We start from the raw sequence: 12,335 nt of genomic DNA on the forward strand, positions 1-12,335 counted from the left end.
CGGCGTTGCCTGCTTCGCAGGGGCCCTACTCGCCGAACTCCTCCTCGACGCGGGGCCGATAGTAGCTCCACGGCTGAAACCGTTCCGGACGCTGCGAGACCATCTCCGACAACAGGTCCAGCTGGTAACGCGCCTTGTCCGCATGCGGATCATTGTCGATCGTGTCCAGTGTCACCTTGATATCGGCGATCGCCTTGCGAATCTGCCTGGGCAGTTTCATATCCGGATCCACTATGCCTCCCAATGGCGCTGGTATGTCTGGACCAGCCAGTTGTCGATGACCACCTGATCCGGCTGTTCAGGTAGATCCGCGGTCGCCGTCAGAGACTCCAAACGTGCCGTCACCTCGTCGAGCCAACCCAGCGCATCGGGCAGCGTGTACTTACCCTGACGCACGTCGACCAACTGGCCTCGGTACGGCTGTGGCATGGGCAGAGTGATCCTGCCGTGCTCCATCAGCTCGATTCCCTGAATGCCGAGACGTAATGCGTGATAAGCGAATTTGGTATCGAACCCGTACCGCTCGATCAACTCGGGCCGATTGGTGCGACGCGAGAGGTCACCAGTCAGCCGCCTACGTTGGGAGTTCAGGTAACCCAGAAACTTGCGGCCCGCCAAGCGCGACAGGAACCGTTCGGGGTGCCGTTGGACGTCTTGTCCCACGTCGGTGCTGACCGTGAGCTCCTGATCGGGGATGAAGAGCAGCAGCAACACGGTCGGGTTACCCGCGGCCGCGAGCCTCGCCCATTTGCGCAGTGAGTACACGACCAGGTCCAGGTCACCCGGTCCTGATCTGACACCCTCGGGTTGCGTCCGGAAGATGTACTGCTCGAATCGACGCAGACCGATCACGCATTCCGGGGGTTCGATGCACACGCCCATCTCGTCGCGATCATCGTCGCCCGTGGTGACGCCGTGCAGCCCAGAGCCCACCTGTCCGCGCAGGACGGTGTTCGCGTCGGCAATGAGCCTGTGTGCATCACTGGAGTGGATCATGCAGGGAATTTCATCAGGGGCTATTGGTATTGGCAACCGAAATTCGTCCTTGACCCAAGCGAGTGAAGTCACTAAACTCGAACATATGTTCGATACGGGAAGGCGGCCTCCCTCTCGTGACGAGGCCGACCTCATGATGGCCTCGCAGGCCGCCGAGGAGGACGCCGCGCGCGCGGCGTTCATCGACCCCATCGAACGATGGCTGGCCAACGAAGCAGCACGGGCAGATTGGGAGTCCGGCAAGGAGTCCCGGTGGCGCCTCGAACGCGACGAACTGTTCCGGCGGATCGACGCCGGCGAAGGAGTCTGCCCGCCCGATGCCGGGGTGGACCCCGTTTTTGCACCGGATACAGATCCGGACACTCTGGTGGCAGGGCTGCTCGCTCAGATGCACGATCGGGCCTATATCGAGAATCGCGCTGCGGCACAACGGGTTCTCTTGGCCCTACGGGTTCTCGAAGAGCGCATGTGCCAATCGCTGGCCGAGTACGGCGAAGAGCTGACGGGCGTCAGGCTGGCGCGCGCTGAGATTGGGCTGGCGCTGGGGCTATCACGGTCGGCCACCTCCACGCTGATCACCTGCGCCGAGCAGATCGGTCGAAGAATGTCACTGGTGGAGAAGCCGTTTCTCAATGGTGAACTGTCCTATGGCAATGCGTGCGTGCTCAGCTCGGTGCTGGCGGCCGCCTCACAAGAGACCATTGACGCAATCAGCGCCGAAGTGGTTGAGCTGGCGAAGACGCTTCCGCCGCAACGCCTCCGGTCTGCAATCTGGCGCCGGTGGATCCGATACAACGCCGATGAGGCGGCCCGCGCTCGCGAACAGGCGTCGGGCAATCGTTATGTCCGGGTGCAGCCCAATCCGGACGGCATGGCCTTCCTGACCGCACATCTCACGCTGTTGGAGGCTAGGACGGCCGAGCGGCGAATCGAAGACGTGGCGTCCACTGTGTGCCGGCATGATCCGCGGACGCGCGGGCAGCGTATGGCTGATGCGTTCATGTCGGTTCTCGCAGGCGGGCACCACATCTCGTGCCAGTGCGGCATGAGCGATTGCCCTTACCAGGGCATCAAGGCACCACCTCAGCATCTGCATCTCGCCCAAGTGGTGGTGGACCTGGAGACGCTGCTGGGGTTGACCAACAATCCCGCGCGGCTCGGTGACGGCTCAGTCATCGATCCGAAACTGGCGCGCAAGATCACCGAAAATGCGCACTGGCAGGCGATTTTCACCGAACTGCGAAAGATGGTGCCGACCGTAGTGGGACGTTCCACGGTCAAGCGCACACCACTGCCGACACCGGTCATCGACGGGCCACCATGCAAAGTTGCTCCGCCGGAGCCCGGGTCCGCCATGCCCGCGCATCCCGACGGTCATGGCGGACATGGCGGACATGGCGACCCACCGGCAGGTGCACTCACCTATCGGCCTGGGGCTGCACTTGCCGATGCGGTCCGCGCGACCTTCTCCACCTGCACCTTCCCCGGCTGTTCGGTGTCGTCAGCGCGCTGCGAGCTGGACCATATCGTCGAGTTCGATCATGACGCCCCCATGTGCGGCGGCTGGACGATCTTCGAGAACCTGCATCCGGTGTGCCACCACCATCACGACCTGAAGACGCGTCGACGTCTGCGTGCAAACCGGATGACCGATGGCGCCATCCGCTGGGCCGCGCGCACCGGCGACTGCGGGGTAACTCAGCCGGAACTCGGTCCGCTCCCGGCAGGGCCGCAGATTGTCGACGAGCTGCCGCTCGCACGTATCGGCGGATATTCCTGCCCCGATGACCTCACCGTCGCCGAGGGAGAAGCCCTCTACTTCGAAGAGACGTGGTGGGAAGTTCACTACGGCAATGAAACCGGGCCTTCACAGCGCGAGGTGGATCGCACCCTCGACCCTGAAGTGCGCGCCGAGTTGCAGAGCCTCGCCGATCACTACCACGACCACCTCATGATCACGGCGCGGCGGCGGGCCGGCCCGCGGCGGGCCAGGGCCGCCTAGAGGTCCTTCTCGAACGGATGGATGCCGACCTCGTCGGCGGACAGGATCTGGTCGTAGAGCGGTCGGTATCCCGCGGAGAGATACAGCGCCTTCGCTTCGGGTTGGCGCGGACCGGTCGTGAGATAGATGCGCCGGTACCCACGGCTGCGGATCTCCAGCTCCAGCGCGCCCAGGGTGCGCACAGCCAGGCCCTGACGACGGTGAGCGCTGGACGTCCAGATGCGTTTGAGCTCCGCGGTATCGGGGTCATACCGCTGGAACGCGCCACCGGTCACGGCCACACCTCCTTGCAGTCCGATCAGCAGCCCTCCATCGGGAGCCGTGAAGTGGACGGCCGGATAGTTGACCAGGAACTCGTGATGCTCGTCGAGTGTCCCGCCGTATCGCGTGCTGTACTCCACCGCCAACTCGGCGAGCAGCGGAGCCGCCAGCGGGTCCTGCTGCTGCACCGTCGTGAACTGCAGCAGATCCTCACACGCCGTCATGTCACCCTTGCCTCGGTAGTCCGCGGGGATTGACTTCAGATCGACTCACTGCTTCGTTCTCCAATCCCCAGCGCTGCAACACCTTACGATACGTGCCGTCGGCAATCGCATGGTTGACGGCATCGGCGATGGCGCGCACCAGTCCATTGTCCTTCTTGGTGAGCACCGCGATCTCTCCCTGTAGCGCCTCCCCCGCACCGGAAAAGGTACCGACCAACTTGGTCTGCCCGGTCGCCTGCGAATGAAACACCGCCGTCGGGTTGGGACCCACGTAAGCATCAATGCGCCCCGACGCCAACGCCAGGTAATAGCCGGTGGTCTGCTGGAAGTACTTCAGGTCGGCGGCGGGAAGACCCGCCGCGACATTCTGTTCGTTCCACTGCACCAGCAATGCTTCCTGGTTGGTGCCCGACCCGACGCCGATGGTCTTGCCGGCGATATCCCTGGCACCCTTGACCTTCCAGTCCAGGGATTGCCGGGCCTCGAAGGAGACGTTGTCCAAACGGTAGGTGGCGAAGTCGAACTTCTCCTTGCGCTCCTCGGTCACCGTCACATTCGAAATAAACGCGTCGACCTCGCCCGAGTCCACCTTGACGAAGTTCTGTGCCCAATCCGCCGAACGCAGGTCGACCCGCAGCCCCAGAATGTCTGCCACCAGATAGGCGACATCCGTCTCGATCCCAATCATCGTCTTGTCGTCATCGGCGTAAAACCGCAGCGGCGGTGCGGAATTAGCATCGCCGATAACAATCAGGGTGCCACGCTTGCGGATGGCATCGGGCACCTCGGCGGCGATGGCGTCCGCCTTGGCGGCACGCACCCGATCCTGGTTCGGACTCAGATTGAACGACGAGGATGCGCCGGGCTCCGCACCCCCGGCACAACCGGTGAGGACAACGATCACCGTGCAGAACAGCGCGATAAGACCCCTCATGCCAGCACCTTCGACAGGAAGCCAATGGTCCGTGGATGCGATGGGTTGTCCAGCAGCTCTTCTGGCGGGCCTTGCTCGACGATGGCACCGTGATCCATGAAGACCACGGTGTCGGCGATCTCCCGGGCAAGCCCGATCTCATGCGTCACGATCACCAGGGTGGCACCGTCACGGGCCAGCTGGCGGATCACATCGAGCACCTCGGTGACTAGCTCCGGATCTAGCGCCGACGTGGGCTCGTCGAACAGAATAACCTTGGGCCGCAATGCCAAAGCACGTGCGATAGCCACCCGCTGCTGCTGGCCGCCGGAGAGCCGGCGGGGATACTCCGCCACCTTGTCGGCAACCCCCACCCGTTCGAGCAGTTGGGTCGCCTCGGCCACCAGTTCGGTGCGCGGTGCCCGTCGCGCCGCCAGCGGCGCCTCGATGACGTTCTCCAGCACCGTCATATGCGGAAACAGATTGAAGTTCTGGAACACGAAGCCGACCTGCGAACGCTGCCGCAGAATGGCCCTTTCCGAGAGCTCGTAGAGCACCGATCCACGCTGCCGGTAACCGATGAGCTCGCCGTCGATGCGGATGGTTCCGCCGTCCACCTTCTCCAAGTGATTCAGGGTGCGCAGCAGCGTCGACTTCCCAGAGCCCGACGGCCCGATGATGACCGTCACCTCTCCCTGTCGCACCGTCAGATTCACATCACGCAGCGCAACCACCTGGCCGTAGGACTTGCGCACCCCACGCACCTCGATGGTGCTCATCGGTGTGTGCCCCGGGCGTAATGCCGCTCGATGTAGTACTGCACGATGGTCAGCACCGACGTGATGACGATGTACCAGACTGTCGCCACCATGAGCAGGGGCACCACACGACCGTTACGCCCGAAAATCACCTGCACCTGATAGAAGAGATCGGCGATGGCCATGGTGGACACAATGGACGTGCCCTTCACCAGACTGATGACCTCGTTCGCGGCGTTGGGCATGACCGAACGCATAGCCTGCGGCAGCACGATCCGGAAGAACTGGCGGCGCCGGGGAATGCCCAGGGCCGCAGCGGCCTCCAATTGGCCCTCGTCGACGGACAGGATGCCGCCCCGGATGATCTCGGCGAAGTAGGCACCCTGATGCAGGGTCAGCCCGATCACGGCGGCGGTCAGACCGCTCAGCAGTTCGTTGGTGTCGACGGTGATCAGGCTCGGACCGAAGGGGATCCCGAAGCTGATGCTGTCGTACAGGTAGGCGATGTTGAACCAGAACAGCAGCTGCACGATCAGCGGTATGGACCGGAATATCCACACGTAGGTCCACGAGATGACTTTCAGGACGGGATTCTTGGACAGGCGTGCGGCCGCGAGAGCCACCCCCAGGACAAACCCGAGCACAGTGCCGTAGATGGTGAGCCGGATGGTCAGCCACAGCGCCGCCAGCACCGACTTTGCGGTGAAGTACCGCGCGAAGGTCGGCCAGTCCCAGCCCGGGTTTCGCACCAGACCGTGCACGAACATGGCCACGAACAGCAGCGCGACGGCCGAAAGAATCCAGTTGCCCGGACGCGCCCGGCGCCGTACCCGCAGCACCGGCTCGGCAGCGTCGTCGGACGCCCGGGCGCGCGGCGGCGCAGCGGGTGCCGATGTCATGCGGTCGAACCTAGGAACACCGACCAGTGCACAACAGTCTTTGGCTCCCGGCGAATCGAACGGCGGCTATCCGTCATGTTCGACCGGGGAAGCATCCGCGCCGCTCGAATGTTCACATAAGACATGCCAGAAATCCCCGCGGGCTTCGAAGATCTCCTGGAACAGCGCCTCTACGGTCACCTGGCCACGGTCGGTAGCGACGGTTCCGCACAGTCCAGTCCGATGTGGTTCAGCTGGGACGGCGAGCGGGTGCGCTTCACCCATACCAATAAGCGGGCCAAGTTCCGCAATATCCAGACCGAACCCCGCGTCGCCTTCTCCATCCTGGACCCCTCCAACCCGTACCGGTACCTGGAGGTGCGCGGCACCGTCGACCAGATCGATGACGATCCGACGGGGTCCTTCATCCAGGAGCTTGCCCACCTGTACCAGGCACCGTGGGCCGGGACGAGCACCGGTGACGAGGCAGACCGCGTCATTCTGTACCTGCGGCCCACCAAGTTCGTGAGCCACGGCTAGGCCAGCGGCCCCAGCAGGCGCATACACATGTCGGTGGCCTTGGCTCCCAGTTCACTGGCGCTGCACCGGTTTTCATCGGCAAGCCAGTCCTCCATCAGGAGGGTCACGCCTCCGACGCCGAACACGGCGGCATCGAGCAGCGCCGGCTCTGGCTTGGACACCTCAGGCGCGATGGTCAGGAGAATCGCCCGCGCGACGCGGTGCTGAAGGGTTCGGCGCTTGGCGGCAAGGCCGGGATATCCGGCCAGGTCGGAGGTCAGAATCCGCAGTACCGCCCGGTCCGCGACGGACTGCTCGAGGTACGCCGTGAGCCCCGCCGTCAGCTGCGCGTGCGGGTTGTCGCCGGCCACCCGGCCGGCTTCGGCCATGGACGCGAACAGTTCGGCGAACACGTCGTCCACGATCTGCAGCACCAGATCGCCGATCGCTTCGAACTGCTCGTAGAAGTACCGATCGGTCAGCCGGGTCCGGGCACACACACCCCGTACAGTGACCGCGGCCAGCCCCTTGTCGCTCCATAGCTCACGGCCCGCGCGCAGCAATGCCACGCGCCGTTCATCTCGGCGCTGCTCTCGCGTCTTGCCGCCGTACGTGCGGTGAGTCTGACCGTTCGTCACGCGTAAACGCCCTTCGTCTTGACATAGGCAACCTACTCGCTATGTTGAGGACACCCGTCATCAGAAACTGCCCGACAATGCGGTCTAGGAGAGTTCATGACACGTGCGCCCGAGCATTCAGCCTCCGACACGGATTTCGAGGAGCTCGTCTCCCGCCCCTTCGAGTCCCAGCTGCGCGAATACGACTATGAGGTCACCGAGATCGACGGCACCCTGCCGCCCGCGCTGACCGGCACCCTCTTCCGCATCGGCCCCGGCAAGTTCGAGGTGGGCACCACCGTGCTGCGCACGATGTTCGACGCCGACGGCATGGTGTCCCGGTTCATCCTGGATGGTTCCTCGGTCCGCTTCACCAACCGATATGTGCGCACCCAGCAGTTCCGGGACGGGCTGCAGCAGGGCCCGATGCGCAGACCCGGGATCACCACTCAGGTGCCCGGGAAATTATTCGCCAACCTCCAGGTGCCGGCGAACACCGCGAACACCAATATCGTGCCTTTGGCCGGCGAGATGCTGGCTCTCTGGGAGGGCGGGCCGCCGCACCGGCTGGATCCCGATACCCTGGAAACGCTGGGCACCAATGACTTCGACGGCAAGCTTGGGTATGTCGGCGCGTTCTCGGCACACCCGAAATGGGATCCCGTCACCGGCGAGATGTTCAACTTCGGCCTGGACGTCTTTCCCACACCACGACTGCGCTGCTATCGAGTAAGCCCCAGTGGTCAACTCTCGCAGATCAATTCGGTAACCCTGTGGGATATGGGCTGGAACCACGATTTCGCACTGACGGAGAAGTATCTGGTCTTCGTGCTCGACCCGATCCGCCCGAACATCGGCCAGCTGCTGCGCGGCAAGCGTTTCGACGAAAGCCTCGAGTACCAGTTGACCAACGGCAGCACCAAGTTCATTCTGGTGCCCCGCGACGGGTCGAAGCCACTCGTGATCGAACACGCGCCTCAAACCCATATCCACGTCACCAACGCCTTCCAGGATGGCGCCGATGCGGTGGTCGAATTCGTCAGATATGAAAGTCTCGAATTTTTACGACGGACACTGGACGCCGCGATGGGTCCCAAGGACCACCCAAATCCTCATCACCATCTGGTAGTCCGCGAATGGCCGGATAGCCACCTGGTCAGATTCCGCATCTCACCCAGCGGCAAGATCACCGAGGAAGTGGTGTCACAGTCCGCGAAAATCGAATTCCCGCAGTATGACTGGCGCCGGTCCACTCGCAATCATGAGATCACCTATACCGCCGGAACGCTGGAACGCAAGGGCCACTACAACGGCATCTTCAAGTTCGACCATCGCACCGGCGCCATGACGCACTGCGACTTCGGCAAGGCCTCGGTCTGCGAACCCCTCTTTGTGCCGCGCGACAAAGACTCCGCACAAGATGACGGCTGGCTGCTCGCGGTCAACCACGATCTCGTGGAAAACCGTTCGCAACTCGTCATTCTCGATGCGCGTGATGTCGAACAGGGTCCGTTGGCGGTGGCGCACCTGACGCATCACTTGCCGATAGGGTTCCACGGCACGTTCACCTGCCGGGTCGCCAATCCCAATGCGCCGCTGCCACATCCGAACCTGGTGGCCTAGCGGGGCGATCCCCGGTCACGCCTTGGAAGGCCACCAACTCAGCTTGCCGAAGGCCTGGGCCAGCGTCGGCACCATCAGGGTTCTGACGATGAAGGTGTCCAGCAGGATGCCCACTCCGATGATGAATCCCATCTGCACCATCTGATTGACCGAGCCAACCATCATGCCCAGCAGGCTGGCGGCGAACACCAGACCGGCCGAGGTGATTACCGACCCGGTCTGACGCACAGTCCGGATGATGCCGAGCCGCATGCCCCGTGCGCTCTCCTCTCGCAGGCGCGAGATGAATAGCATGTTGTAGTCGGCCCCGACGGCCACAATCAGCACAAAGGTCATCGCCGGGACGGCCCAATCCAGCTGTTGCCCAAGGAGAACCTGGAACACCAGCACACCGATACCGAGTGACGCGATGTAGGTGAGCAGCACCGTGCCCAGCAGGTACAACGGCGCCACCACCGCCCGCAGCAGCAGACACATCACCAGAAAGATGATGAGCAGCGTGACAACGATGATCTCGCGCAGATCGCTGTCGTAGGCCTTCTTCAGATCGGCGTTGATGGCGGGGAATCCGCCCACCGATACCGTGGCACCAGCCAGCGCGGTGTTGGGCGTGGCCTCGTTGCCGACGCGCTCCATATCGCGGCTCAGCTGCATCGCCTCGGGTCCATAGGGGTTGAGCGGCGACTGCACCAGATACATGGCGGTACGCCCGCCGTCCTGCAGGAATGCCGAACTCAGCTCCTTGAATCCGGGATTCTGCAGCATCGCCCCTGGCACGGAGAAGCCCGACGCCGCAGGTGAATTGGAGTCCTTGCCGATGGTCTGCAGGGTCACCGCGGCCTCGCCCATGGACCGCACCGTGTCCTCGAGTTGGGTGTTCAAGTCCCGGATCCGCACGCCCATCGTCTTCACGGAGTTCATATCCACGCCCAGCCCCTGCAGCTGCCGGAAGTACCCCGATATGCGTTCGAATTTGCGTTCCATCTCGGGCAATTTCGCGAGCAACCCGCGAATCTGCTTGAACTGATTGTTCATATCGCCCAGCAGCTGGGTGATCGTCTTGCCGCCGGTGACCGTCCGCACCGACTCTCGCAGGCTTTCCACCGACGAGAGCGGCCCCGTGTCGCGCAGCGCGACCAGCTGATCGCGCAGCTTCACACAATCGGGGTGCACCGGGCAGAACGGGGATTCGGCGAGCGTCTGAGTCAACGATGCCCCGGCGTCGAGCGCCGAGAAGGTCCCCTCGACCGCGGGGCCCATTGTGGCCAGCTGATCCACCATCCCCGCCACCGTGCCCATCTGGGATATCAGCGACTGATACCGATCAAGCTGCCCCTCTACCTCTTTGGCCATCGACCACATCTGGGGCATCATCTGCTGCATCCGGGCCAGATCCCCGTCGCCCAGCTCGTTGGTCATGGCCGACATGACATCGGCGAGCTTGGACATCCGTTCGAGCTGTGGCCGCAGATCGGCGTTGACCTGTCCGCTCGTCTTGTCGATCTGCGTTCCCATGTACCCGATCTGCCACGCCAACGTGGCCTGGGTGAGCTTGTTCCCATCGGGCCGGGTGATGCCGACGACCTTCCCGACTCCCCGGAGCTGGGAGATGCGCTCGGCCATCTGGTCAAGGTCGCCCAGCGCACGCGGATTGCGTAGGTCCGACGGCGCCTGAATCAGAAGATATTGCGGCATCACCGAATTGGCGGGAAAATGGGCGTTCAGGATGTGCATACCCTGGTTCGACTGGGCCGAATCGGGCAGTACCCGTGACATGTCGAAACTGGGTCGCATGAAGGGGACGAAGGACGCGGCCGCCAACAGGATCACGATCGCCACACCGAAGACGGGCCAGGGGTGCCGCACGATGTTCACACCCATGCGGTGCCAATACACCCCCGCCCGATCGGGTCCCGGCAGTCCCAACCCGCGCTTGGCCGCCAGGCTCAGCGTCGCCGGCAGCAGCGTGGTGACCACGAAGAACGCGACGATTACCCCCATGGACACCGCCGGACCGGCCGCCGCGAGGAAGGCCAGCTTGGCGGTCAACTGCGCGATGTTGGCGATCGCCACGGTCGCCGCGGTCGCCAGGATGACCCTGGTCATCGAGCCACAGGCATGCGCCAGGGCCTCCGGCGGCGCCTCCCCCGCACGTATTCGCTCGTGGTACCGACTGACCAGGAACACCGTGTAGTTGACGCTGGCCCCCATCAATACGGCCATCATCAGTCCGGCAGATACCGAGGACACCGGAACCAGGCCACGATCGGCGAGCCCGGCGATGACGCCGCGCGCGATGAGCAGACTCATTCCCATCACCAGCAGCGGCAGCATCGCGGTGAACCACGATCGGAACACCAGCAACAGGATAAGACCGATGACCACGATGGTCACCGCGCCGATCTTGGGCAGGTCGCCCAGCGCGGCGTTGCCCATATCGGTGATGGTCCCCGCCGCACCGGTGATGTTGGCCGTGGTGGCCGAACCGGCGAAGGTCTGTTTCACCAAGTCATCGACAGACCGATATGCCCTCTGCGCCAATGGAGTACCGAGATCCCCCGCCAACCCGGCCATCGCGTACCAGGTGGTGCCGTCCTCGCTGAGCACCTGCTTACGCGCCACCGGGTTGTTGCGCATCCGGGGATCACCCAGCTGATCCTGGACGAAAGTGACGTACTCCTTGTTCCCGCCCAGCCGGTCGATCAGCGCGGAGTACCGGGCCTGTGCGTCGGCGTCAAATCCCTTGTCGCTGTGCATCACGATGATGACGGCGTTGTCGATACCGGGGCGGCCGAACGCCTTTCCCATCTCCTTCATCGACGCCAGTGCCGGGCTCACCTCACCCGTCGGCAGCGGACTGACCGAGTGCTCGTTGGCCACCCGCTCCAGTTGCGGCCAGGCGGTGTTGACGAGAACCCCGACCGCAATCCAGGCCAGGATCACCAACTTTGCGTGCTTGGCCACCAGGCGTCCCGCCCGCTCAAACGCCGGACTGTATTGGTGCGACATGGTCAGCTCCTCAGATCAGCGGCGGGAAGGTGACACTGGGCATGCCCGGCACACCGATCATCGGCATCACGGTGTAGCGCAGGGTGAAGGCTCCACCGAGGTCGTCGCCGATCACCAGCACGGTGTACTTGTTGTTGAGGTAGGCGTCCTGGCCCAGCACGGTTTGATGTTCGAATCCGGCGTCGGTCAGCAGCTTGCCCGCCACGACCGTGGCCGATGCCTCGACACCGCTGACCGCCAGGGTCCGAGAATCACCCTCGGCGTCTTGGCGATACGTACCTTTGATGACCGGGATGTCGCGCGGAAAATCCGCGGGCAGCACGCTGGCGCCCGGCGGGGGCGGCGGAATGGGTGTGATCGGCGGATATGTGGTGCGCTCCACGGCGCCGCCCACGAAATCCGACATGGAGCAACCGCTTACGGCTTGTGTCGTCACTACGGCGGCACACACCAGCACCGCGACATGAACGCTTCGTTGCGTCATGACGGGATACTACAAAGGAACTTCCCGGAGTGCTAGCCCCTGCTAACTAAA

At 63.6% G+C, this 12,335-nt stretch carries 12 protein-coding genes; 3 read left to right on the top strand and 9 right to left on the bottom strand.

Annotation, left to right across the window (positions count from 1 at the left end; translation table 11 throughout):
- Positions 1-25: 25 nt before the first annotated feature.
- The gene (locus tag B4383_RS07665; protein ID WP_078290262.1) at positions 26-220 is read right to left on the bottom strand and encodes a hypothetical protein; all 195 of its coding nucleotides are present in this window, start codon (positions 218-220) and stop codon (positions 26-28) included.
- An 11-nt stretch (positions 221-231) separates the two neighbouring features.
- The gene (locus tag B4383_RS07670; RefSeq protein WP_078290261.1) at positions 232-996 is read right to left on the bottom strand and encodes a nucleotidyltransferase domain-containing protein; all 765 of its coding nucleotides are present in this window, start codon (positions 994-996) and stop codon (positions 232-234) included.
- A gap of 85 nt (positions 997-1,081) precedes the next feature.
- Between B4383_RS07670 and B4383_RS07675 the strand changes: the two genes are divergently transcribed.
- A complete protein-coding gene (locus tag B4383_RS07675; RefSeq protein ID WP_176126586.1) occupies positions 1,082-2,998 on the top strand; it encodes an HNH endonuclease signature motif containing protein in 1,917 nt (638 codons plus the stop codon).
- Here the strand turns inward: B4383_RS07675 and B4383_RS07680 are convergent.
- From B4383_RS07680 to B4383_RS07695, 4 genes are read right to left on the bottom strand one after another with little or no spacing between them, the layout of a single operon-like run.
- The gene (locus tag B4383_RS07680; protein ID WP_078290186.1) at positions 2,995-3,483 is read right to left on the bottom strand and encodes a GNAT family N-acetyltransferase; all 489 of its coding nucleotides are present in this window, start codon (positions 3,481-3,483) and stop codon (positions 2,995-2,997) included. The genes B4383_RS07675 and B4383_RS07680 overlap by 4 nt on opposite strands.
- 1 nt (position 3,484) lies before the next feature.
- Positions 3,485-4,417 carry an ABC transporter substrate-binding protein gene (locus tag B4383_RS07685; RefSeq protein ID WP_078290185.1) on the bottom strand — a complete coding sequence of 311 codons (933 nt, stop codon included), beginning with the start codon at positions 4,415-4,417 and terminating at the stop codon, positions 3,485-3,487.
- Positions 4,414-5,175: an amino acid ABC transporter ATP-binding protein gene (locus tag B4383_RS07690; RefSeq protein ID WP_078290184.1), complete on the bottom strand. Its 762-nt coding sequence runs from the start codon at positions 5,173-5,175 to the stop codon at positions 4,414-4,416. The genes B4383_RS07685 and B4383_RS07690 overlap by 4 nt, the downstream gene beginning before the upstream one ends.
- Entirely contained in the window at positions 5,172-6,053 is an 882-nt protein-coding gene (locus B4383_RS07695; RefSeq protein ID WP_078290183.1) for an amino acid ABC transporter permease, read from the bottom strand. The genes B4383_RS07690 and B4383_RS07695 overlap by 4 nt, the downstream gene beginning before the upstream one ends.
- Positions 6,054-6,176: 123 nt before the next feature.
- On the opposite strand from B4383_RS07695, the gene B4383_RS07700 reads away from it, so the two are divergent.
- On the top strand, positions 6,177-6,572 hold the full coding sequence (locus B4383_RS07700) for a PPOX class F420-dependent oxidoreductase (RefSeq protein ID WP_078290182.1): 396 nt from the start codon (positions 6,177-6,179) through the stop codon (positions 6,570-6,572).
- Here B4383_RS07700 and B4383_RS07705 read toward each other — a convergent pair.
- Positions 6,569-7,189, bottom strand: a complete 621-nt coding sequence (locus tag B4383_RS07705) for a TetR family transcriptional regulator (RefSeq protein ID WP_078290181.1) — start codon at positions 7,187-7,189, stop codon at positions 6,569-6,571. The two genes, B4383_RS07700 and B4383_RS07705, sit on opposite strands and share 4 nt — an antisense overlap.
- A gap of 96 nt (positions 7,190-7,285) precedes the next feature.
- Between B4383_RS07705 and B4383_RS07710 the strand changes: the two genes are divergently transcribed.
- Positions 7,286-8,791 (top strand): carotenoid oxygenase family protein, encoded by a 1,506-nt coding sequence (locus B4383_RS07710; protein WP_078290180.1) that lies wholly within the window; start codon positions 7,286-7,288, stop codon positions 8,789-8,791.
- A 15-nt stretch (positions 8,792-8,806) separates the two neighbouring features.
- Here the strand turns inward: B4383_RS07710 and B4383_RS07715 are convergent, their stop codons facing one another.
- A complete protein-coding gene (locus B4383_RS07715; RefSeq protein WP_078290179.1) occupies positions 8,807-11,800 on the bottom strand; it encodes an RND family transporter in 2,994 nt (997 codons plus the stop codon).
- 10 nt (positions 11,801-11,810) lie between these two features.
- Entirely contained in the window at positions 11,811-12,284 is a 474-nt protein-coding gene (locus B4383_RS07720) for a hypothetical protein (protein ID WP_078290178.1), read from the bottom strand.
- Positions 12,285-12,335 lie beyond the last annotated feature (51 nt).

This window comes from Mycobacterium sp. D16R24, assembly GCF_002013385.1.
GTDB lineage: Bacteria > Actinomycetota > Actinomycetes > Mycobacteriales > Mycobacteriaceae > Mycobacterium.

Excerpts from the sequence above, each read along its gene's own strand:
- B4383_RS07680 (WP_078290186.1), bottom strand. The coding sequence starts at position 3,483 with ATGACGGCGTGTGAGGATCTGCTGCAGTTCACGACGGTGCAGCAGCAG.
- B4383_RS07715 (WP_078290179.1), bottom strand. The coding sequence starts at position 11,800 with ATGTCGCACCAATACAGTCCGGCGTTTGAGCGGGCGGGACGCCTGGTG.
- B4383_RS07670 (WP_078290261.1), bottom strand. The coding sequence starts at position 996 with ATGATCCACTCCAGTGATGCACACAGGCTCATTGCCGACGCGAACACC.
- B4383_RS07710 (WP_078290180.1), top strand. The coding sequence starts at position 7,286 with ATGACACGTGCGCCCGAGCATTCAGCCTCCGACACGGATTTCGAGGAG.
- B4383_RS07695 (WP_078290183.1), bottom strand. The coding sequence starts at position 6,053 with ATGACATCGGCACCCGCTGCGCCGCCGCGCGCCCGGGCGTCCGACGAC.
- B4383_RS07690 (WP_078290184.1), bottom strand. The coding sequence starts at position 5,175 with ATGAGCACCATCGAGGTGCGTGGGGTGCGCAAGTCCTACGGCCAGGTG.
- B4383_RS07675 (WP_176126586.1), top strand. The coding sequence starts at position 1,082 with ATGTTCGATACGGGAAGGCGGCCTCCCTCTCGTGACGAGGCCGACCTC.
- B4383_RS07665 (WP_078290262.1), bottom strand. The coding sequence starts at position 220 with ATGAAACTGCCCAGGCAGATTCGCAAGGCGATCGCCGATATCAAGGTG.
- B4383_RS07700 (WP_078290182.1), top strand. The coding sequence starts at position 6,177 with ATGCCAGAAATCCCCGCGGGCTTCGAAGATCTCCTGGAACAGCGCCTC.
- B4383_RS07685 (WP_078290185.1), bottom strand. The coding sequence starts at position 4,417 with ATGAGGGGTCTTATCGCGCTGTTCTGCACGGTGATCGTTGTCCTCACC.
- B4383_RS07720 (WP_078290178.1), bottom strand. The coding sequence starts at position 12,284 with ATGACGCAACGAAGCGTTCATGTCGCGGTGCTGGTGTGTGCCGCCGTA.